18 protein-coding genes and 2 tRNA genes are annotated in these 21,243 nt (G+C 66.8%); 10 read left to right on the top strand and 10 right to left on the bottom strand.

All coding sequences use genetic code 11. The features are described 5' to 3' along the window. Window positions 1-212 precede the first annotated feature (212 nt). Entirely contained in the window at window positions 213-1,496 is a 1,284-nt protein-coding gene (gene gltA, locus NFH66_RS05675) for a citrate synthase (protein WP_349609026.1), read from the top strand. 168 nt (window positions 1,497-1,664) lie between these two features. Continuing rightward, a complete protein-coding gene (locus NFH66_RS05670) occupies window positions 1,665-2,555 on the top strand; it encodes an NAD(P)-dependent oxidoreductase (protein WP_349609024.1) in 891 nt (296 codons plus the stop codon). A 406-nt stretch (window positions 2,556-2,961) separates the two neighbouring features. Here NFH66_RS05670 and NFH66_RS05665 read toward each other — a convergent pair. The 3 genes from NFH66_RS05665 to gltX form a co-directional block, all read right to left on the bottom strand. Next, a tRNA-Glu gene (locus NFH66_RS05665) sits at window positions 2,962-3,037 on the bottom strand. Between the two features lie 24 nt (window positions 3,038-3,061). Further along, window positions 3,062-3,137: transfer RNA gene (locus tag NFH66_RS05660), tRNA-Ala, on the bottom strand. A 59-nt stretch (window positions 3,138-3,196) separates the two neighbouring features. Continuing rightward, on the bottom strand, window positions 3,197-4,675 hold the full coding sequence (gene gltX, locus NFH66_RS05655; protein WP_349609022.1) for a glutamate--tRNA ligase: 1,479 nt from the start codon (window positions 4,673-4,675) through the stop codon (window positions 3,197-3,199). Between the two features lie 404 nt (window positions 4,676-5,079). On the opposite strand from gltX, the gene NFH66_RS05650 reads away from it, so the two are divergent. Continuing rightward, window positions 5,080-5,676: a helix-turn-helix domain-containing protein gene (locus tag NFH66_RS05650; RefSeq protein ID WP_349609020.1), complete on the top strand. Its 597-nt coding sequence runs from the start codon at window positions 5,080-5,082 to the stop codon at window positions 5,674-5,676. A gap of 25 nt (window positions 5,677-5,701) precedes the next feature. Here NFH66_RS05650 and NFH66_RS05645 read toward each other — a convergent pair whose 3' ends face one another. Continuing rightward, on the bottom strand, window positions 5,702-6,307 hold the full coding sequence (locus NFH66_RS05645) for a hypothetical protein (protein ID WP_349609018.1): 606 nt from the start codon (window positions 6,305-6,307) through the stop codon (window positions 5,702-5,704). A gap of 128 nt (window positions 6,308-6,435) precedes the next feature. Between NFH66_RS05645 and dusA the strand changes: the two genes are divergently transcribed. Next, entirely contained in the window at window positions 6,436-7,431 is a 996-nt protein-coding gene (gene dusA, locus NFH66_RS05640; RefSeq protein ID WP_349611667.1) for a tRNA dihydrouridine(20/20a) synthase DusA, read from the top strand. 30 nt (window positions 7,432-7,461) lie between these two features. Here dusA and NFH66_RS05635 read toward each other — a convergent pair whose 3' ends face one another. Further along, window positions 7,462-8,493: a succinylglutamate desuccinylase/aspartoacylase family protein gene (locus NFH66_RS05635; RefSeq protein WP_089676833.1), complete on the bottom strand. Its 1,032-nt coding sequence runs from the start codon at window positions 8,491-8,493 to the stop codon at window positions 7,462-7,464. Window positions 8,494-8,871: 378 nt separating this feature from the next. On the opposite strand from NFH66_RS05635, the gene NFH66_RS05630 reads away from it, so the two are divergent. Continuing rightward, entirely contained in the window at window positions 8,872-9,480 is a 609-nt protein-coding gene (locus NFH66_RS05630) for a TetR family transcriptional regulator (protein WP_349609015.1), read from the top strand. A 13-nt stretch (window positions 9,481-9,493) separates the two neighbouring features. Here the strand turns inward: NFH66_RS05630 and NFH66_RS05625 are convergent, their stop codons facing one another. The 4 genes from NFH66_RS05625 to NFH66_RS05610 all read right to left on the bottom strand — a co-directional run bounded on the left by NFH66_RS05625 (window position 9,494) and on the right by NFH66_RS05610 (window position 16,409). Beyond that, entirely contained in the window at window positions 9,494-10,162 is a 669-nt protein-coding gene (locus NFH66_RS05625) for a hypothetical protein (protein WP_349609013.1), read from the bottom strand. A gap of 185 nt (window positions 10,163-10,347) precedes the next feature. Continuing rightward, window positions 10,348-13,527, bottom strand: coding sequence for an efflux RND transporter permease subunit (locus tag NFH66_RS05620; RefSeq protein WP_349609011.1), 3,180 nt, complete (start codon window positions 13,525-13,527; stop codon window positions 10,348-10,350). Continuing rightward, window positions 13,524-14,789: an efflux RND transporter periplasmic adaptor subunit gene (locus NFH66_RS05615; RefSeq protein ID WP_349609009.1), complete on the bottom strand. Its 1,266-nt coding sequence runs from the start codon at window positions 14,787-14,789 to the stop codon at window positions 13,524-13,526. The genes NFH66_RS05620 and NFH66_RS05615 overlap by 4 nt, the downstream gene beginning before the upstream one ends. 117 nt (window positions 14,790-14,906) lie before the next feature. Beyond that, window positions 14,907-16,409, bottom strand: a complete 1,503-nt coding sequence (locus NFH66_RS05610; RefSeq protein WP_232912893.1) for a TolC family outer membrane protein — start codon at window positions 16,407-16,409, stop codon at window positions 14,907-14,909. Between the two features lie 124 nt (window positions 16,410-16,533). On the opposite strand from NFH66_RS05610, the gene NFH66_RS05605 reads away from it, so the two are divergent. The 5 genes from NFH66_RS05605 to NFH66_RS05585 all read left to right on the top strand — a co-directional run bounded on the left by NFH66_RS05605 (window position 16,534) and on the right by NFH66_RS05585 (window position 20,911). Beyond that, the gene (locus NFH66_RS05605) at window positions 16,534-17,376 is read left to right on the top strand and encodes an alpha/beta fold hydrolase (RefSeq protein ID WP_349609007.1); all 843 of its coding nucleotides are present in this window, start codon (window positions 16,534-16,536) and stop codon (window positions 17,374-17,376) included. A 1-nt stretch (window position 17,377) separates the two neighbouring features. Then, on the top strand, window positions 17,378-18,499 hold the full coding sequence (locus NFH66_RS05600) for an MlaE family ABC transporter permease (RefSeq protein WP_349609005.1): 1,122 nt from the start codon (window positions 17,378-17,380) through the stop codon (window positions 18,497-18,499). Further along, window positions 18,496-19,287 carry an ABC transporter ATP-binding protein gene (locus NFH66_RS05595; protein ID WP_349609003.1) on the top strand — a complete coding sequence of 264 codons (792 nt, stop codon included), beginning with the start codon at window positions 18,496-18,498 and terminating at the stop codon, window positions 19,285-19,287. Before NFH66_RS05600 ends, NFH66_RS05595 begins: the two co-directional genes overlap by 4 nt. Before the next feature lie 2 nt (window positions 19,288-19,289). Next, window positions 19,290-20,228, top strand: a complete 939-nt coding sequence (locus NFH66_RS05590) for an MlaD family protein (protein ID WP_349609001.1) — start codon at window positions 19,290-19,292, stop codon at window positions 20,226-20,228. A 71-nt stretch (window positions 20,229-20,299) separates the two neighbouring features. After that, window positions 20,300-20,911: an ABC-type transport auxiliary lipoprotein family protein gene (locus NFH66_RS05585; protein WP_176760213.1), complete on the top strand. Its 612-nt coding sequence runs from the start codon at window positions 20,300-20,302 to the stop codon at window positions 20,909-20,911. A gap of 32 nt (window positions 20,912-20,943) precedes the next feature. On the opposite strand, the gene NFH66_RS05580 is transcribed toward NFH66_RS05585, so the two are convergent. Continuing rightward, window positions 20,944-21,234 carry a hypothetical protein gene (locus tag NFH66_RS05580; RefSeq protein WP_245678664.1) on the bottom strand — a complete coding sequence of 97 codons (291 nt, stop codon included), beginning with the start codon at window positions 21,232-21,234 and terminating at the stop codon, window positions 20,944-20,946. Window positions 21,235-21,243 lie beyond the last annotated feature (9 nt).

Genomic DNA, 21,243 nt, shown 5'->3' with positions numbered 1-21,243 from the left:
GGGAGGCCGCGCCAGAATGGTGCTTTGCATCATTTTGTTTACAAACTCTATACACCTACAATATCTATGTACATGACAGCGTCTGCCATGAGCTAATTGACAATCGCTGGGACGCTTCTATAGTGGGCGAACCTTTTCGCCGGCACCCCCTGCGAAGACGCCAGAGAATGAATAACTTATCGCCCTATCACGAACTCGAGAGGAGGCCTTGCATGGCTGACAGGAAAGCGACGCTGACGGTTGACGGCCTGGACAAGACGATCGAACTGCCCGTCTACTCAGGCTCCCTGGGCCCCGACGTGATCGACGTCCGCGGACTCGGCGCCGAGGGCCTGTTCACCTATGACCCTGGCTTCATGGCCACCTCCTCCTGCCAGTCGACCATCACCTATATCGATGGCGACAAGGGCGTACTGCTGCACCGTGGCTACCCCATCGATCAGTTGGCGAAGGACTCCAACTTCGTTGAACTGTGCTACCTGCTGCTGTTCGGCGAGCTACCCGACGATGCGCAGTACGCCGACTTCGAGTCGCGGGTCAGCAACCACACCATGGTCCACGACCAGATCAACAACTTCTTCAAGGGCTTCCGGCGCGACGCCCACCCGATGTCCATCCTGTGCGGCGTGGTGGGTGGCCTGGCCGCCTTCTATCACGACCATATGGACATCAATGTGGAGGAGGACCGCATCATCAGCGCGATCCGCCTGATCGCCAAGATGCCGACCATCGCCGCGATGTCCTACAAGTACAACGTGGGCCAGCCGTTCAACTACCCTCGCAACGACCTGAACTATGCAGAGAACTTCCTCTACATGATCTTCAACACCCCCTGCGAGGAGTACAAGATCAACCCGGTCTACGCCAAGGCGATGGACCGCATCTTCATGCTCCACGCCGACCACGAGCAGAACGCCTCCACCTCCACGGTGCGCCTGGCGGGCTCCACCGGCGCCAACCCCTTCGCCTGCATCAGCGCCGGCATCGCAGCCCTCTGGGGCCCGGCCCACGGCGGCGCCAACGAGGCGGTGCTGAAGATGCTCGACGAGATCGGCGACGACTCCGAGGAGAACATCCAGCGCTTCATCGACAAGGCCAAGGACAAGGATGATCCCTTCAAGCTGATGGGCTTCGGTCACCGTGTCTACCGCAACTTCGACCCCCGCGCCAAGGTGATGAAGGAGACCTGCGACGAGGTCCTGGCGGAACTCGGCATCGACGACCCGCAGCTCAAGATCGCCAAGCGCCTGGAGCAGATCGCCCTGGAGGACGAGTACTTCGTCGAGCGCCAGCTCTACCCCAACGTCGACTTCTACTCCGGCATCATCCTCAAGGCCATGGGCATCCCGACCAACATGTTCACGGTGATATTCGCGGTGTCCCGTACCATCGGCTGGATCTCTCACTGGCACGAGATGCTCAGCGACAGCTACAAGATCGGCCGGCCGCGCCAGCTCTACACCGGCCACGATCAGCGCGACTACCCGACCAAGTGAGGTCGGCAGACGCCGCCTGAGAGCACACACGCCGCGTTACAGAAAGCCGCCTCCGGGCGGCTTTCTACTGCCTGGCCGGGCCCGCCCCTCCCACCCCTGCTACCGGGCCCCACTTCCGCTACCCTACTCCTACCCCTCCCTCCTCACTTCAACAAGGAACGAGCCAGCATGAGCAACAACATCACCACCGTCGCCTTTATCGGCCTGGGCGTCATGGGCTTCCCCATGGCCCGTCATCTGGCCCGCGCCGGGCTCAATGTGCGCGTCTTCAATCGCACCCCTGAAAAGGCCGAGACCTGGACCCGGCAGTACGGCGGCAGCCACCACACCACCCCGCGCGAGGCCGCCAGTGGCGCCGACCTGGTACTGGTATGCGTGGGCAACGACGATGACGTCCGCCAGGTCACCACCGGCGAACAGGGCGCCCTCTCCGGCATGGCCAAGGGCAGCCTGCTGGTGGACCACACCACCGCCTCCGCCGATCTCGCCGAGGAACTCGACGCCGCCTGCCGCGAACACGGCATCGGCTTCGTGGACGCCCCGGTTTCCGGTGGCCAGCAGGGCGCCGAGAACGGCGCCCTGACCATCATGTGCGGTGGCAGCGAGGCCGACTTCGCCCGCATCGAGCCGGTGCTCGCCCACTACGGCCGAGCCGTGACACTGATGGGTCCCGCCGGCAGCGGCCAGTTGACCAAGATGGTCAACCAGATCTGTATCGCCGGCCTGGTCCAGGGCCTGGCCGAGGGGCTGCACTTCGCCGAACAGGCCGGTCTCGACCGTCAGCGGGTAGTGGACGTCGTCAGCAAGGGTGCCGCCGGCTCCTGGCAGATGGAGAACCGCCACGCGACCATGATCGATGATGAGTACGCGCACGGCTTCGCCGTGGACTGGATGCGCAAGGATCTCGGCATCTGCCTGGAGCAGGCGCGCCGACTCCAGGCCCGCCTGCCGGTAACCGCCCTGGTGGACCAGTTCTACGCCGACGTCCAGGTGATGGGCGGCGGCCGCTGGGACACCTCCTCGCTGCTGCGCCGGCTGCGCGCCGTGAAGCCTGACTGACCCCTTCGAGCAGCGGCCCGGAAGGGCCGCTGCAAGGCCACTTTTCCAGCGCACCAACGTTTTCCACACATTCTGTGGATAACCCTGTTCAAAACCTCTCGGGAAAGTCTCACAATCGCCATGATCAGCGGGTTCGGCTTAGATTGGTCATTTTTTGACCTTGTTTAACCCGTTGTTTTATAAGGATTTTAATAAGAGCCTAGGCGCCACGGGGCTTTGCGATCGGACTGTGCACAGAAAGCCCCCCGGAACCACACGGGGTGGACAAGTCAAGCAGAAATCGCCTTGAAACAGGCATCGGGAGGAGGGTATAACGTGAGAAATGCCAACGCTGGCAGCATCTGCCGTGGGGGTGCGCCGGGAACAAGAAGGGCACCCGCGAGGGGGTGCCCTTCCTGAAGAAAGATGGCGTCCCATAGGGGGTTCGAACCCCTGTTCCCGCCGTGAAAGGGCGGTGTCCTAGGCCACTAGACGAATGGGACGTGACCTTCACGTTGCGCACGAATTGGTGGAGCCTAGCGGGATCGAACCGCTGACCTCGACACTGCCAGTGTCGCGCTCTCCCAGCTGAGCTAAGGCCCCAACGTGCCGTGAAGACGAAGCGCATGTTACTGATCCGCCCCGACTTCGTCAACTATTTTTCAGAGTTCCCTGTATTCCTTCTCGAAGCGTTTCGCCTGCTTCTTGGAGACGCCGCCCAACACCTCGATGGCGTGGCGCAGGCGAGCCCGGGTCATGTCGGAACCCAGGATCGCCATGGCATCCATCACCGAGGTACTGGCACTGGAGCCGGTGATGGCGATAAACACCGGCGCCAGCAGGTCCTTCATTTTCAGCTCGAAGTGTGCTGAAAGCACCTTCACCTCGGCCAGCAGCGCCTCCTTGTTCCAGGCAGGCAGGACCTCGAAGCGCCACACCAGGAACTGCAGCAGCTTGACCAGGTCCTCGCGGCCCAGCTTGACGGCGTCGAAGCTGCTCTCGCTGATCGCTGGCACACCGGAGAAGAAGTGGCCGGCCAGAGGGGCGACCTCTGAAAATGTTTCGACCCGCGGGCGTACCTGAGGCAGGATCTCCTGGACGTAGGCCTCGTTGAAGGCCCACTCCATCAGCGCCTTGAGGAAGCCTTCGTCGTCGAGCTCCTCGCGGATATAGAGGCCGTTGAGCCAGGTGAGCTTCTCCAGGTCGAAGACCGGCCCGCCCAGCGAGACCCGCTGGATATCGAAGTGGGCCATCATCTCATCGAGGCTGAACTTCTCGCGCTCGTCCGGCATCGACCACCCCATGCGGCCCAGGTAGTTGGTCACCGCCTGGGGCAGGTAACCCATGCGCCGGTAATAGTTGATGGAGGTGGGGTTCTTGCGCTTGGAGAGCTTGGACTTGTCGGGGTTGCGCAGCAGCGGCATATGGCAGAGCTCGGGCATCTCCCAGCCGAAGTACTCGTAGAGCAGCTGGTGCTTGGGCGCCGAGTTGATCCACTCCTCGCCACGCAGCACATGGGTGATGCCCATCAGGTGGTCATCCACCACGTTGGCGAGGTGGTAGGTAGGCATGCCGTCGGACTTGAGCAGGATCTGGGCATCCACCTGGGCCCACTCCACCTCGATGGTGCCGCGCAGCATGTCCTGCACCACGCAGGTGCCACTGGCCGGCACCTGCATGCGCACCACATGGGGCCAGCCCTCGCGCTCGCGGCGCGCCTGCTCCTCCGCGGGCAGGGCCAGGTCGGCGGGCTTGAGCGCCAGGTGCATGCCCGCGGCCTTACGCGCCTCGCGCAACTCGTCGAGCTCCTCGCTGGTGCGGTAGCAGCGGAAGGCGTGTCCCGACTCGATCAGCTGGCGGGCATACTCGGCGTAGATGCCGCCCCGCTCGCTCTGGCGATAGGGGCCGTGGGGGCCGCCCACGTCGGGCCCCTCGTCCCACTCGAGGCCCAGCCAGCGCAGGGAGTCGAGGATCATCTGCTCCGACTCGGCGGTGGAGCGCGCCCGGTCGGTATCCTCGATGCGCAGGATGAACTGGCCGCCGTGCTGACGGGCGAAGCAGAGGTTGAACAGGGCGATGTAGGCGGTGCCGACGTGGGGGTCGCCGGTCGGTGATGGCGCGATACGCGTGCGTACGGTCATATCGTTGCGGTGTCCCGGGTCCGATGGTGGATGGATGGCGGCATTATACGCACCTGCCGACGCCTCGGCAGCCGTGGTCGGGAATCATCCTACCTGACCGGGGTCAATGTCTGGTCACCTGCCAAGAAGAGCGCGCTGCAGGCCAACTGCCTGACAACGCCCTTCCAGGCCCGGGTGCCGACGAGAAGCGGCTCTCCCCGGCCCGCGTCGCCGCGCGACTGCTCGCTATGCTGGGCGAATGCACCCTCGCGGAGAGCAGCTGCGTCTACGACCAGGCTGGCGAACCGGCCGCCAGGCAGCCCTCGCTGATGCAGCGTTGGCTGCGCGCTATTGCACAGGCCGCGGTGATCGCAGATCATCGCGGGTCATCACAAGAACCCCTCGAAAGTCGACAGGATGGAGACATGCACTCACTAGGCCCGCGGATCAAGGCGCTGCGCGAGGAAGCCAAGCTCAACAAAGCCGCCCTGGCGCGCCGGGTTGGCGTATCGGACGTCACCATCTCCTACTGGGAGTCCGGAGCCATCAAGCAGATCGGCCATGAACGCCTGGTCGCCCTGGCCCGAGCCCTGGAGTGCCCGCTCTCCCGCTTGCTGGAGGGTGACAGCAGCGGCCGTGCCGCCCCGCTCTACCTGCGCCGATACCCCCCGGCCCCCTGGCATGATCGCCATGCAGGGCGCATCGACCTGCCCTTCGAGCTGGTACCCGGCCTGGAGTGGGAGGGCGACTGTTTCCTGGTGACCCCGGCGCCCGAAGAACCCTTCGACTTCCTCGCTCCCGGCGACCTGGTCGCCGTGGCGCCCACCGACATCTTCCGCCGCCCCGGCCTCTACCTGATCCAACAGGAGGGCGAGCACCGGGTACGCCACGTCACCCAGGCCGTGGATGGCGGCCTGCGCTTCGCCCGCCCCGACGCCGAGACTCCCTCGGCCTACACCGCCAACACCCTGCTGCTGGGCAAGCTGCTGGCGCGCTGGCAGCCCGGCCAGCTCCAGCCATGATCGGTTAGCGGCGCCCTCCGGGCGCCTACTCGACCCGCAGCACTTCCACCCGATCGTGGGTACGGCGCGTCTCGCTGCCCACCAGGAAACGCTGGCTGAAGCTCGCCACCTGCCCCAGGCCATGCCTGGATTGCCCCACCAGGGGACCGCTGAGATGCTCGTTCTCCTCGCCCAGACGGTCACGCACCGAACGTGGCTGAACGCTGCTCTCCTGCACATCGACGGTGACGCGATAGCCACCATCCGGCAGCCCGCTGCCGGGGCCGAAGGGACCCGCCACGAAACCGCCAGCCTCCACCGACACGCGCTCGCGCCAGCGCACCCCGCTGAGTTCCCTCTCCACGATGACCTGCAGGCGAGTTGCCGCGGGCAGGTTGGTATCGCCCTCCACCGTCAGGCGCCGATCACTACCCAGTCGGGAGGTAATCTCGATCGCCACCGGCTGGTCGAAGGGCGGCACCTCGGGTGCCTCGGGCTCGGGCGCAACCTGCGGCTCAGGAGTCTCGGCGGCGGAGTTCGTCTCGGCTGGCTCGCTCGCCGGCGGCTCGCCCTCGCCACCGCACCCGGCCGTCGCCAGCGCCATTCCTACCAGCAACGCCCACGAAAGTATCGCGCATCGAGCCCTTGCCATCTGCCATCTCCGACTATGTCATTAACTCTCAGGCTACCACTCCCGGGGGACTGGCGTCGTCCACCCCTCGGCCTGACCGCGGGGGACTGATAAACTATGCGCCTTCTCGACCGACACCCGTGATGCCGATGCCCCAGCTCGACCGTACCTTCTCCGTGGCGCCCATGATGGATTGGACGACCCGCGACTACCGCGCCTTCGCCCGGACCCTGACGCGCCACGCCCTGCTCTATACCGAGATGGTGACCACCGGGGCCATCCTGCACGGTAGTCCTCGCGAGCGCTTCCTGGGCTTTGATGAGGTGGAGCACCCCATCGCCCTGCAGCTGGGCGGCAGCGATGCCGGCGAGCTGGCCGAGTGCGCTGCCATCGCCGAGGCGTGGGGCTATGATGAGGTCAACCTCAACGTCGGCTGTCCCAGCGATCGGGTGCAGAACAACCTGATCGGTGCCTGCCTGATGGGCCACCCGGAGAAGGTCGCCGCCGCCGTGCGCGCCATGCGCGAGGCTGTATCGATCCCGGTCACAGTCAAGTGTCGCATCGGCATCGACGACCAGGACGAGGACAGGGATCTTTCGCGCTTCATCGATATCGTCGCCGACGCCGGCTGCGACACCTTCATCGTGCATGCGCGCAAGGCGTGGCTGGAGGGTCTCTCCCCCAAGGAAAACCGCGACGTGCCGCCGCTCAACTACCCCCGGGTGCATCGCCTCAAGGCGAGCCGCCCCGAGCTGCATATCGGCATCAACGGCGGACTGAAGACACTCGATGCCTGCTGCGAACAGCTCGAGCACGTCGACAGCGTGATGGTCGGCCGCGAGGCCTACCAGAATCCCTGGCTGCTGGCCGGCGTCGATGAGGCGCTCTACGGCGAGCCGGGGCCGGCAGTGAGCCGCCATGCGGCGGCCCGTGCCCTGCGCTCCTATATCTCCCGACGACTCGAAGAGGGCGCCAAGCTCAACCACCTCACCCGCCACCTGCTGGGCCTCTTCCAGGGCCAGCCGGGCGGACGCAAGTTCCGCCGTCACCTCTCCGAGAACGCCCATCGTGAGGGCGCGAGCCTGGCGGTATTCGACGACGCCCTGGGCCTGGTCGCCGAACGCGAGGCCGCCGCCGTGGCCTGAGGCCACTCAGTACGATAGGCATCAAACGATTCAGTACAGGGGGTCGGGCGGCGGCTCCAGGCTGGAGTGGAAGTCCTCGATGGCGCTCTCCGCCTCCTCGATGGCATCGAAGCGGGCGATATGGAAGAGCGCCTCGCCTTCGTTGGCCAGCGGCAAGCGGCTCATGCCGATGACGATGCCGTCGGCCATGGCCCGCACCTCCCCCTCCGCGTTGCCGAAGGGGTCGGCCACCCGGCCCAGCACGTCGCCCTTGGCGACCCGCGCCCCCAGGCGCACCCTGGGGCGCAGGATGCCGTCGATGGGCGCCCGCGCCCAGCTGGAGCCGTTGGCGATCTCCGCCGCCGGCGGCGCCCGGCGTCGATGCTCGCCGGTCAGCATGCCCAGCCGGCGCATCACCCGCAGCACCCCGCGCACCCCGGGGGTGATCGCCCACTCGTCGAAGCGCAGCGCCTCGCCGGCCTCGTAGGTGAGCACCGGGATGCCGCGGTTCTGGGCATAGTGGCGCAGGCTCCCCTCGCGCAGCTCGGCATTGAGGATCACCGGGGCGCCGAAGGCGTTGGCCATGCGCTCGGTCTCGCTGCCGGCCACCAGCTGGGCGCGGATCTGGGGCAGGTTGGTACGGTGGATCGCCCCGGTGTGCAGGTCGATGATATGGGTGGCCTGGTCGACGATCGCCTCACGGAACAGCGCCGCCATGCGCCCGCCCAGCGAGCCCGTCTCGCTGCCCGGGAAGCAACGGTTGAGGTCGCGGCGATCGGGCAGGTAGCGGCTGTGCTGCACGAAGCCGAAGACGTTGACGATGGGCGCGGCGACCAGGGTACCGCGCAGCCCCTGCAGCTGCTTCGAGCGCAGCAGCCGGCGCACGATCTCCACGCCGTTGATCTCATCGCCGTGGATGCCGCCGCACACCAGCAGCGTGGGCCCCGCCTGGCGGCCATGCACCACCTCCACGGGGATCGACAGCGGCGCATGGGTGTAGAGCCTGGCAGCGGGCACCTCGATCTGGGTGCGGCTGCCGGCGGCGACACGCACGCCGGCGAGGTCGAAGGGGGCTCGGGCCATGGGGGCACTCCTTGCGCTTTCGTTTACCGACTCCTTATACGCCCCGCGAGGCACGCTGGCGAGGGCTGGCATGACCCACTTCGCCGGCGCGTCCTGGCGCACGACGACAGGGCCTCCTGGCATACCAGGGCTATCGCAGATAGCCTGGCTGCTCGATAGCTCGGGGCTGATCTGGCGATAAGCCTACGAGGAGGCGCTGTAAATACCTCCCTGTACGCTACCTCGGCCGTCCCTGGTCCTCGGACCTCCTCTTCGGCTTATCCCCAGCGCCCCTTGGTTCGGTAACTGCGATAGCCCTGCCTGGCATACACCCATGCATGTAAAAGCTGGCCGGTTCGGGTAGAATGGTGGCATCTATTCCCGCACGAGGCTCGCCCCATGGCCCGACGCACCAAGGCCGAAGCCGAAGCCACCCGCGAGGCACTGCTCAGCGCCGCCGAAGAGGTGTTCTTCGACAATGGCGTCGCGCGCACCTCGCTCGAACAGATTGCCCGCCACGCCGGCCTGACCCGCGGTGCAGTCTACTGGCATTTCAAGAACAAGGCGGACCTCTTTCGCGCCATGCTCGACCGGATACGCATGCCCTTCGAGGAACTCGTGGCAGAGAACGGCGCCACGGACGCCTCACCGCTGGAGACCGTCCGGCTAGGCATCCAACTGAGCCTGCTGCGCCTGGAGCAACCCCGCCACCGGCGCGTCCTCGCCATCCTGGTCCACCGCTGCGAGTTCTTTGGCGATATCGACCCGCTGGCCATGCAGAACGAGATGGCCGACGAGGCCTGCGGTGCGCTGGCCGACTACTTCGCCTGCGCCGCCCGCCTGGGCCATCTGCGCGACGACCTCTCGCCGGTCATCGCCGCCGAGCTGATGCAGGCGATGCTCGGCGGCCTCTTCCACGACTGGCTGCGCAACCACGAGCGCTTCTCGCTGGTGGCCAAGGGCCGCGAGCTGGTGGATACCCAGCTCGCCCTGATGCGTCGTGCCTAACCACTCAGACCCATCAAACGGTGGCCGAGCGGCCTCCACCAAGGCGCAGGCGGTGGAGGTGTGAGCGCGCCTCACGAAACTCCCCGGCGTCGACGCTGCGATAGGCCCCCTCCTCCGCCACATACTTGACCAGCACCCGGTGTTCACCGACGCGTGGCATGCTGCCCTCCTTGCCGTGCAGACGCACCTCATGCTGCGGGTCATCGAGCAGGGAGGCGCGGGTCCAGCCCTCGCCATCCGGTTCGGCCAGTACCTCGACATGCTCCCCCAGCAGGCAGCGCTGGTGGCCGAGCAGGTGGCGGTGAAACCAGCGCCGCATCGAACCGCAGAGAGCCGCGGCCAACGGCGAGGCGATGGCGAAGGCGCCCCACAGCACCACCACGCCCAGCGGCACCCGGAAGAAGCCCAGGTCAAGCCAGCGCAGGCCAAGCAGCTCCACCGCCAGGGTGATGGCCGCGGCCAGCAACAGCAGCACCGACAGCGAGAAGGAGGCCGGCACCCCAGCGAAGCCCAGAGCGACCAGCGAGCTCGAGAGGTAGTCCCCCTTCAGGCTGTCGTGCTCGAACAGTTCCAGCGGCACCAGGCGCAACGCCACCAGCACCCAGTAGAGCAGTACCAGCGGCATCAGCACGCTGAATACCACCACCGGAAAACTCAGCGCAATCTCCACAATGAACTGCATGGCCACCTCCTCGCGGTAATGTTTAGCCAACGAATCAACTCCTGCTCCTCACTATAGCCGATCCGCCGCGTCCCGTGGCGAGCCCCCCGTGACCTGCGTCATGGCCCGTCGCACAAGGGCCCATGACAACAGGGGGCGCCTCCCGTGAGGCGCCCCTTGTCATGCTGGCCCGACTGCGAGCAGGGCTAGCCCTGTTCGGATGCCGGGGCCTGGCGCTGCGTCTCCTTGCCTTGCAGCTTGCGTCCCAGCCAGTCGGAGATGGCGGCGATCATGGCGTAGAAGCTGGGGATGAAGAAGCTGCCCAGTATCGCCACCGAGGCCATGCCCACCACCACCGTGGTGCCGATGTGGTGGCTGCTGACGTCGCTGGCGCCGGTAGCCAGCGCCAGCGGCAGGGTGCCGAAGATAAAGGCCACGGAGGTCATCACGATGGGACGGAAGCGCAGCTCCGCGGCGCTGATGGCGGCCTCGCGGATCGTCTTGCCCAGCTCCTTGCGCTGCAGCTCGGCGAACTCGACGATCAGGATGGCGTTCTTGGCCGCCAGGCCCACCACCACCAGCATGCCGATCTCCACGTAGACGCTGGTATCCAGCCCGCGCAGGGCGATACCGCCGATGGAGCCCAGGAAGGCGAAGGGCGTGGCCGTCAGTACCGCCAGCGGCAGCGACCAGCTCTCGTACTGTGCGGCCAGGATCAGGAACACCATCAGCAGGCCGAAGATGATCGCCAGGCTGGCGGTGCTGCCCACCTTACTCTCCTGGTAGGCGGTGCCGGTCCAGCCCATGCCCCAGTTGCCGCCGAGCTCCTCCTCGACGATCTTCTCCATGGCAGCGATCGCCTGGCCGGAGCTGTAGCCTTCGGCCGGGCCGCCCTGGAACTGAGCCCCCAGGTAGACACCGAAGCGCGACACCACCGCCGGCTTGGCCTGGCGCTCCAGAGTCACGAACTCCGAGAGCGGGATACGCTCGCCGTTGCCGCCACGCACATAGACCTTGCTCATGTCATCCGGCGTCTTGCGGAACTCGTCCTCGTTCTGCAGGTAGACCTGGAAGTTGCGGTTCTGGTAGCTGAAGTAGTTGACGAAACCGTTGCCGAAGGTATTCGACAGGGTGGCGTTGAGCTCCTCCAGCGGCACCCCGTAGCTGAGCGCCTTCTGCTGGTCGATCTCGGCACGGTAGCCCGGCACGTTGACGTTGAAGGTGGTGAACACCCGCTGCAGGGCGGGGTGCTCGGCCGCCGCCTGCATCACCTTCACCGAGGCCTGGAAGAGCTCTTCGGAGCTGGCCCCCTCGAAGGACTGCAGATAGCCGGTGAAGCCACCGGTGGTGGAGAGCCCCATGATCGGCGGCACGTTGAAGGCCATGGCCGAGCCGCCAGGAATCTCGGCGCCCAGCTGCATGATGCGGCCTACCAGTTCATCGGCGGTCAGCTCGCGCTCCTCCCAGGGCACCATATTGATGAACATCACGCCCCGGGCGGTATTCACCGCGCTGGAGAGGATGTCGTAGCCCGCCACCGCGGAGCTGTACTCGACCCCCTCGATCTCCTCGATCCGGGAGCTCAGCTCGGCCATATAGGACTCGGTGCGATCCAGGGAGGCGGAATCGGGCAACTGTATGCTGGCCAGCACCACCCCCTGATCGGTCTCGGGCACCAGGGTCGAGGGCGTCGCCTGATAGAGCCACCAGGAGCCGCCGATCATCAGGCCGGTGAGCAGCAGCGCCAGCCCCCAGAAGCGCACCAGCGCCCTGACCACCCACATGTAGCCGGCGGTGATGCCGGCGAACAGGCTGTCGAAGAGGCGCAGCGGCGTGTTGATCGCGCGCATCAGTTTCGACTCGCCCATCTGCGGCTTGTGCTTGATGAAGATCGCCGACAGCGCCGGGGTGAAGGTCAAGGCCATCAGCGCCGAGAAGGCCACCGAGATCGCCACTGTCAGCGCGAACTGCTGGTAGATCTGCCCCGTGAAGCCGCCCAGAAAGGCCACCGGCACGAATACCGCCGCCATGATCAGCGAGGTGGCGATGACCGGCCCCCCCACCTCCTTCATGGCACGGATGGTGGCCTGGGTAACGGAGATCTCCTCGTCCTCGCTGAGCACCCGCTCGACGTTCTCTACTACCAATATCGCGTCGTCCACCACGATGCCGATGGAGAGCACCAGGGCGAACAGCGTCAGCAGGTTGATGGAGAAGCCGAACATGTAGAAGCCGGCGAAGGTGGCCAGCACCGAGACCGGCACCACCGACATGGCGATCACCGTGAAGCGCCAGTTCTGCAGGAAGATAAACAGAATCACACCGACGATCAGGAAGGCCTCGATGAACACCTTGGTCACGGTGTTGACGGAGGCGTCGATGAACAGGGTGGTGTCATAAGGCACCACCTGCTCCAGCCCCGGCGGGAAGCGCCCCTCCAGCTCGGCCATGGTGTCGTGGACCGCCTGGGCCGTCGCCAGGGCGTTGGCCCCGGGCTGCTGGTTGATGATGATCGGCGTCATGGTGGCGCCGTTGAGCTCGGCACCGACCCCGTAGAATGACGCCCCCAGCTCGATACGCGCCACGTCATCCAGACGCAGCGACGAGCCGTCGGGGTTGGTGCGCAGGAAGATGTTGCGGAAGTCGTCGACGTTGTTGAGGCGCCCGCCGGCGGTGATGGTATAGGTGAAGGCGCGCGGGTCACTCTGGGGCGTGCCGGCCAGGCTGCCCGCCGGCACCTCGGTGTTCTGGGCACGAATGGCCGCGGCCACCTCGGTGGGCGTCAGGTCGTACTGGGCCAGCTTGTCCGGGTCCATCCAGATACGCATGGCGAACTCGCCGCCGCCCAGCACCTCGGCCTCGCCGACGCCGGGCACCTGGCGCAGCTCGTCGAGGATATTGAGGGTGGCGTAGTTCTGCATGTAGACGTTGTCGTAGTCGCCTTCCGGCGAGATCAGCGCCACCAGCATCAGGATCGAGCTGGAACGCAACTCCACGGTCACGCCCTGGGCCTGCACCTGCTCGGGGAGCTGCGACAGCGCCCCCTGCACCCGATTGTTGACGTTGATAGTGTTGATGTCGCCATCGGTCCCGATGTCGAAGGCGACCTGAAGGCTCATGATGCCGTTATCGGCGCTGGTCGAGGTCATGTAGAGCATGTCCTCGACGCCGTTGATCGCCTCCGCAAGGGGGGCCGCCACCGTCTGGGCCACCGTCTCGGCGTCGGCCCCGGGGAACTGAGCATTCACGGAAACGGTGGGAGGCACCACGCTGGGGTATTGCTCGATGGGCAGCACCCGCATGCTGACCACCCCGATTACCGTCAGGATGATCGCCAGCACCGTGGCGAAGATCGGCCGCTTGATGAAGAAGTTGGAGAAATTCATGAGGCGTCGTCCTCGGCGTCCTCAGCGAGAGCCCCGGACTCGTCCGCCGCTTCCATCTCCTGCTGCTCGGCCTGCCGTTCCTGTTCCTCGACCTCCTCAACGATCTCGCCGGCCTCGCCATCAAAGGGCTGCGGGTCGATGGTGACACCCGGCTCGATGCCGGCCAGGTCGCCGACCACCACCCGCTCTCCGGGCTCGACGCCGCCGCTCAGGATCTGCCAGGGACCGGCGGTCTCGGCCAGGTCGACCGGCCGCGCACGCGCCACGTTGTCCTCGTCGAGCACGAACACCTGGGGTCCCATCAGCCCCTGGCCGATGGCGATCTCGGGCACCGCCAGCACGTCGAAGCGTTTGAGCCCCTCGAGGCTCACGCGCACGAACTGGCCGGGAAGCACGCGCCCTTCGGGGTTGGCGAAGGTGGCACTGGCCTGCACCGTGCTGGTGGCCTCCTCCACGCGGGAGCCGAGGAAGTCCAGGCGACCCACGAGGGGCTCGCCATCGCCGCCGTCCAGGCCGGGAACCTGCAGCACGGCGCGGATCTCCTCGATGGCACCCAGGTCATCCAACTGGCGACGCAGCTCGAAGGCATCGCGCTGGGGCAGCTGGAAACGAACTTCCAACGGGTCCAGCGGGGTGATGGTAGCAAGCTGGGTGCCGTTGCTCACCAGGTTGCCCACGTTGACCCGGGAGAGGCTGATCATTCCCGACACCGGCGCGGTGACCTCGGCGTAGTCGAGATCGATCCGGGCACTGGCCAGCGCCGCCTCGGCCTGAGCCACCGCCGCTCGCGCCACACCGAGCTCGGAACGTGCCTGGTCATACTGCTGGCGGCTCACCGAATTCTGGCTGAGCAGGCGCTCGAAGCGGCTGGCATCGCGTTGGGCGCGCTCCAGCTCGGCACGCGCGCTCTGCAGGTCGGCCTCACGCTGGTTGACCGCCGCCTGGTAGACATCCGGCTCAATGGAGTAGAGCACCTGACCCTTTCCCACCATCTCGCCTGGCTCGAAGTGACGCTGCTCCAGGGTGCCGGTGACGCGCGCCACCAGGGTGACCTCGTCGTCGCTGCGCAGCAATGAAGGGTAGGAGCGTTCCAGATCGATGTCCCGGCGGATCAGTTCGGCAACTTCCACCGAGTGAGGTGGCTTCTCCTGCCCGCCCTGCTGGGCCTGCGCAGGTGCCTCGTCCTGACCACAGGCGGCCAGGAACAGGCCGGCGACCAGGACGAGAAGGCCCGCCCGGCCGAATCGGAATGCGGTTTTCATGCGTGGGGTTCCCGTTATGGCGTCAAGTTGGATCGAATCTTACATTCATTCTTGTATGGATGTAAACATTAGCCGCCTAAGCAAAGGCCAGGCGGCGATTGCCGGCGATACCTGTCGCTAGGGGGTGGGGCGCTCGCCGATATCCATCACCGGGTCGCTGCCCCTCTCGTCCGGCAGCTGGAAATCGACGCTGCCGCCATCGAGCCAGGCGTTGACCTCGGCCAGGGCCTCCTCGTCGAGGGTGCCGGCTTGCTGGCGCAGGGTCAGCAGGTTGATCACGTAGTCGTAACGAGCACCGGCCAGCTCGGCGATGGCGTTGTAGAGGTTCTGTTCGGCGTTGAGCACATCGACGATATTGCGGGTACCCACCTCGTAGCCGGCGCGGGTGGCATCCAGGGCGCTCTGGTTGGAGACCACCGCCTGGGCGCGCGCCTCCACCGTGGAGACGTCGTTGGTCACCCGGGTATAGCTGGAGCGTACGTCCTGGATGGTGCTGCGACGCTGGTCCTCGAAGTCATACTGGGAGGACTCCAGCAGATAGGTGTTCTGGCGTACCGAGGCGCTGGTGCGGCCCCCGGTGTAGAGCGGCAAAGTTGCCTCCAGACCAATTTGACTATTTGAGTCATAACCACTTACACCATCTGCATCACTGTCCGCGTAGCTGTAGTTGGCGAAGGCGTTGACCCGGGGCAGGCGCCCGGCGCGGGCGATCTCCACCGCGCTGCGCGATACCTCGATGCCGGCCTGGCTGGCCAGCACCTGGGGATTGTTCTGCATGGCCAGCTCGACCCAGGCACCGCGGTCGGTCGGCGTCGGGGGCGCGATGGCGAGCGCCTCGCCCAGGGCGTCGATGCTCTCGTAGCGCTGGCCGGTGAGCCGCTCGAGGGCCTCGAAGCGCACCTGCAGGTCGCTCTCGGCGGCGATACGGATCGCCCTGGCCTGGTCGAAGGCCGCCTTGGCCTCCTCCACCTCGGTGATGGCGATCAGGCCCACCTCGAACTGCTCACGGGCCTGCTCGAGCTGGCGGTTGATGGCGCGCTCCTGGGCGCGGCGCGCCTCCAGCACCTCATGGGCGCGCAGGATCTCGAAGTAGGCGGTAGAGACGTTGATCAGCACGCCCTGCTCGGTGGCGGCCAGGCGATAGAGCTGCTGGTCGATCTCGCGCTCGCTGCGCTCCACCTGGCGGCTATCGATGGCGTTGAACAGCGCCTGGGTAGCACGTAACTCCAGCCCAACACTGTTGACGTTGTCATCTTGCGAGGACGTACCACTCGCAAGCGCTGCGGCAATCTGCTGCTGCTCAGCGGTAAGCCCACTAAAGTCCGAGCCCGACCTGGAACTTGATTGATTTTCATAGTCACGACTATGTGTGGCGCTGCCTCTAGCTTCGACCTGGGGCAACAGGTCCGCCCGCTCCACGTCACGCCCCGCCTCGACGCCGCTGGTCTGGGAGCGCGCCGAGGCCAGCTCGGCGTTGTTCTGCAGGGCGTCCCGGGCGATGGTCAGCAGGTCCGCCGCCTGGGCGGGCGCCGCCAGGGCGGAAGCCACCATCATCGGCAGCAGGGCACGGCGCAGGACTCGCGCAGGGCGGGCACAACGCGACGGGCAGGGTGACGTCATCGGCTCATCCTCGATCGATGGGAAGTTGATATACATACATTGTCGCATGTTCGCGGATCGATTCCACCTTATCATCGAGGAACAATATGGCATATTGTAGTATCCCCGGTGGCAGAGGCGCAGCATGCAGCAGCTTGAGTGGATCAATGTAGACGCTCTCGACGTGGCGGTAAGGGTCTGGCACCCCGACGCGCCCCGTACCCTGGTGGCCTGGCACGGCCTCGCCCGTCACGGCGGCGACTTCGCCGCCCTCGCCCGCCGCCTGGGGCCCGAGTGGCGCGTGCTGGCGCCGGATACCCCGGGGCGCGGCCTCTCTACCTGGTCGCCCCGGCCCGAACGCGACTACACCTACGCCCGCTATGCCGAGGTCGCCGTGGCGCTGCTCGACCACTTCGCCCTCGAACGCGTGGCCTGGCTGGGCACCTCCATGGGCGGCCTGCTGGGCCTGCGCCTGGCCGCCGAGCCCGCCACCGCCACACGCATCGCACGCCTGGTGCTCAACGACATCGGCCCCGAGCTCGAACCGGCAGGGCTGAGCGAACTGGGCGAGTACTTCTCACGTCCCCACGAGTTCACGAGCTTCCGCGACCTCGAGGCGGAGCTGCGCCATCACTACGCGGGTTTCGGCATCGCCGATGACGACGGCTGGCGCCGCCTGGCCCTGGAGAGCGCCCGGCGCCTGCCGGACGGACGCTGGAGCTTCCATTACGACCCGGCCATCACCGCACAGTTTGCCCACGATACCCCGCGGGACCTGTGGGCCGACTGGCATGCCCTGCGCTGCCCGGCGATGGTGATCCGCGGCGCCGACTCGCCCCTGCTTGCCGCCGCCACGGTGGCGCGCATGGCCGAGACGCAGCCCGGGCTCATCACTCTTGAGGCGGCCGGCTGCGGCCATGCCCCCTTCCTCGATCGCGACAGCCAGGTCGAGCCGCTGCGTCGCTTCCTCGCCGCCGAGGAGCCCTGAGGTGGCATCGCAACCCGGAGAGCTGCTCCTCGAGGCGGGCACCCCGCACCCGCGTGGCGACTGGACCCTCGCGCACCACGCCAACCTGCGCCACCGTATCGATGAGGCGCGCCGTGCGGGGGCCGGTGCTCCCGAGTCACTTGACGAGATCGCCGCCATCGATACCGCCGGTGCCGCCCTGCTTGCCGAGCTCACCGGTGCCGAGTATCTGGCAGGAATCGATGAGCGGGCCCCGGGACTTCCCGCCGAACGCCGAGCCCTGCTGCGAGCGGTGGGCGAGGCACTCACCCGCTGCGAGGCGCCGGCCGCGCCACGCCCCCATCCCCTGCGTGGCCCGCTGGCCGATATCGGCCGGCGCATGGAAGGCATCGGCCGTCAGCAGACGCAGCTGCTCGGCTTTATCGGCCAGGTACTCGCCACCCTGGCCACCAGCCTCTGGCGGCCCAGGCGCTGGCGCCTCACCTCGGTGGTCTCCCAGGTTCACCAGACCGGCCTGGATGCCCTGCCCATCGTCGCCCTGCTCACCTTCCTGGTGGGGGCGGTGGTGGCGTTTCTCGGCGCCACGGTGCTGCGCGACTTCGGCGCCACCCTCTACACGGTCCACCTGGTGGCCTACGCCTTCCTGCGCGAGTTCGGTGTGATCCTGGCCGCCATCCTGCTGGCCGGGCGTACCGCCAGCGCTTTCACCGCCCAGCTCGGCGCCATGAAGGCCAACGAGGAGCTCGACGCCCTGCGCACCCTGGGCCTCGACCCGGTGGAACTGCTGGTGCTGCCGCGGGTGGTGGCACTCTGCATCAGCCTGCCGATCCTCACCTTCGTGGGGATGCTCAGTGGCATCCTCGGCGGCGCCATGGTCTGCCTGGTGGCCCTGGACATCTCGGCGGCCCAGTTCCTGGCCATCCTCGAACGCGACATCGCCGTGCAGCACTTCCTGGTGGGCATCGGCAAGGCGCCGCTGTTCGCCTTCGTGGTCGCGGTGATCGGCTGCCTGGAGGGCTTCAAGGTCAGCGGCAGCGCCCAGTCGGTGGGCGAACACACCACCTCGAGCGTGGTGCAGTCGATCTTCATGGTGATCCTGCTCGATGCGGTGGCCGCGCTGTTCTGCATGGAGATGGGCTGGTGAGCGAGACGCCGCAACCACTGATTCGCGTGCGCGACCTGGAGAACCGCTTCGGCCGCCATGTCGTGCACCAGGGGCTGGACCTGGACCTCTACCCGGGCGAGATCCTCGGTGTGGTGGGCGGCTCCGGCACCGGCAAGTCGGTGCTCTTGCGCAGCATCGTCGGCCTGCTGCGCCCCAGCGCCGGCAGCATCGAGGTGTTCGGCCAGGACCTGCAGCGCCTGGCCGCCGCAGAGCGCTCGCACCTCGAGCAGCGCTTCGGCGTGCTCTTCCAGCGCGGGGCACTGTTCACCTCGCTGACCCTGGCCGAGAACGTCGCCCTGCCGCTGATCGAGCATGCCGGCCTGCCCCGGCCCGAGGCCGAGGCGCTGGCACGGCTCAAGCTGGCCCTGGCCGGACTGCCGGGCCAGGCCGCCACCCAGTACCCGGCCGAGCTCTCCGGCGGCATGATCAAGCGCGCCGCACTGGCCCGCGCCCTGGCGCTGGACCCCGAGGTCCTGTTCCTGGATGAGCCCACCGCGGGCCTGGACCCGATCGGGGCGGCCGCCTTCGACCAGCTGCTGCTGACCCTGCGTGACGCCCTGGGGCTGAGCGTCTTCCTGGTCACCCATGATCTGGATACCCTCTATACGGCCTGCGACCGGGTAGCGGTGCTGGCCCGCGGGCACGTGCTGGTGGCCGACCGCCTCGAGAGCGTGGCGGCCACCGATGACGACTGGATTCGCGACTACTTTCACGGCCCACGTGGCCGCGCGGCCGAAGGCGCCGCTCGCACCGCCAAGGAGAGTTGACCATGGAGCCCCGCGCCCACCATGTGCTGATCGGCCTGTTCACCGTGCTCGCCCTGGGTGGCGCCCTGCTGTTCGCGTTATGGATGGGCAAGTCGAGTCTCGACCGCAATGACACCTGGTACGAGGTGGTCTTCGACCGGGCGGTCAGCGGCCTGGCCGAGGGCAACGCCGTGCAGTACAGCGGCATCGAGGTGGGCAACGTGGCCGAACTGCACCTCGACCCCAAGGATCCACGCCGGGTGCGCGCGCTGATCCGTATCGATGCCAGCGTGCCGATCAAGGCCGATACCCGCGCCAGCCTGGCACTCGCCAATATCACCGGCAGCATGAACATCCAGCTCTATGGCGGCACCCCGGAGAGCGAGCGCCTGGTGGGCAATCGCGAGAATCCCCCGGTGATCCGGGCCCGCCCCTCACCGCTGAGCTCGCTGCTCAGCAACAGCGAACAGCTGATGATCCGCTTCAATCGCCTGCTCGATGGCGCCAGCGAGCTGCTCTCCGACGACAACGTCGCGCACCTGTCGCGGAGCCTGGCCAATCTGGAGCAGGCCACCGCCCGCCTCTCCGGCGACGAGCTCGACCTGGCGGCCCTCGGCGAGCGCGTCGAAGCCACCCTGATCCAGGCCGAGGCGACGCTTGAGACCTACGCCCGGTTTGGCGAGCGTGCCGACCGGCTGCTCGACGAGGAGGGCCGGCGCACCCTGAGCCACGCCGAACGCGCCATGGCCTCCCTGGAAGAGGGTGCCGGCCGGCTGGCCCGCCTGACCGCCGACCACGAACAGGATATCGCCCGGGGGCTGCAGGGCATCGGCGAGCTCGATCCTGCCATGCGGGAACTGCACGCCGCGCTGCGCGCCCTCAACCGCCTGGTGCGGCGCCTCGAGGAGAGCCCCGCCGACGCCCTGCTGGGCCGCGACCCGCTGCCCCAGTACGACCCTTGAAAGTACGACCCTTGAAAGTACGACCCTTGAAAGTACACCCCTTGAACGCACACGCCATGAGAGTCCAGCCCATGAGCCCACGCCACCTTGCCCCCACGCTGCTGGCCCTGCTGCTGGTGCTTGCGGCCGGCTGCACGATCCTGCCCGAGCGCGAGCCCCAGCGGCTGTTCGCCCTGCCCGGGGGTACCGATATCGATGCCTCGGGCCCGACCACAAGCGCTACCCTGCGCATCGATTCGCTTACCGCCAGCGCGCCTCACGGCGGCAACCAGCTGCTGGTGATGCCCGCCCCGGACGAATACGAGGCCTGGGCCGGCGTGCGCTGGCGGGACGATGCCCCACGACTTCTGCAGGAGCGACTGCTCGAGGCCTTTCGTCATGCGGGACGCCTGGACGGCGTCATCGACGATAACAGCAACGCACGCAGCGACGCGGTCCTGAGCGGCCATATTGCCGCCTTTCACCTGCGCCTCGACGGCGATACTCGCCGGGCCGTGGTGCGCCTGGACGCCCAGTTGATCGACGAATCCAGTCGCAAGCTGCTGGCCAGCCGCCGCTTCGAGACCATGGCCGAGGCCAGCGACGCCACGCCCGAGGCGGCGGTGATGTCCTTCGGTGTGGCAAGCGATGAGCTCGCCGAAGTTCTGACAGGCTGGGCGATAGAGGTTCTGGAGGACCAGTAGATCATCAGGATGCCACAGCTCCTTGATATAGCTCATGGCACCTCCGGCGGATAACGTGCATCATCAAGGGAGTTTAAGGAATGGGGAGAATCGGCATGGACAAACGCGTTACCGGGCGCTTGCTGAAGGTGGTCCTTGTCATGGCAGCGCTTGCCTTGCTGGCAGGGGTAGCCTGGTGGGCGCTGCAGCCGGAAACCGAACATCCGAGCCTGACATCGGGAAATGGCCGAATTGAAGCCACCGAGATCGATGTTGCCACGCGGCTTCCCGGCCGCCTTGCTGAGGTACTGGTCGACGAAGGCGAGATCGTCGAGACCGGCCAAGCAGTTGCC

This window comes from Halomonas sp. H10-9-1, from assembly GCF_040147005.1.
In the GTDB taxonomy this organism is placed as follows: Bacteria; Pseudomonadota; Gammaproteobacteria; order Pseudomonadales; family Halomonadaceae; genus Halomonas.
The sequence above is the reverse complement of the archived record's forward strand: the minus strand, read 5'-3'. Positions and strand labels throughout refer to the sequence as shown.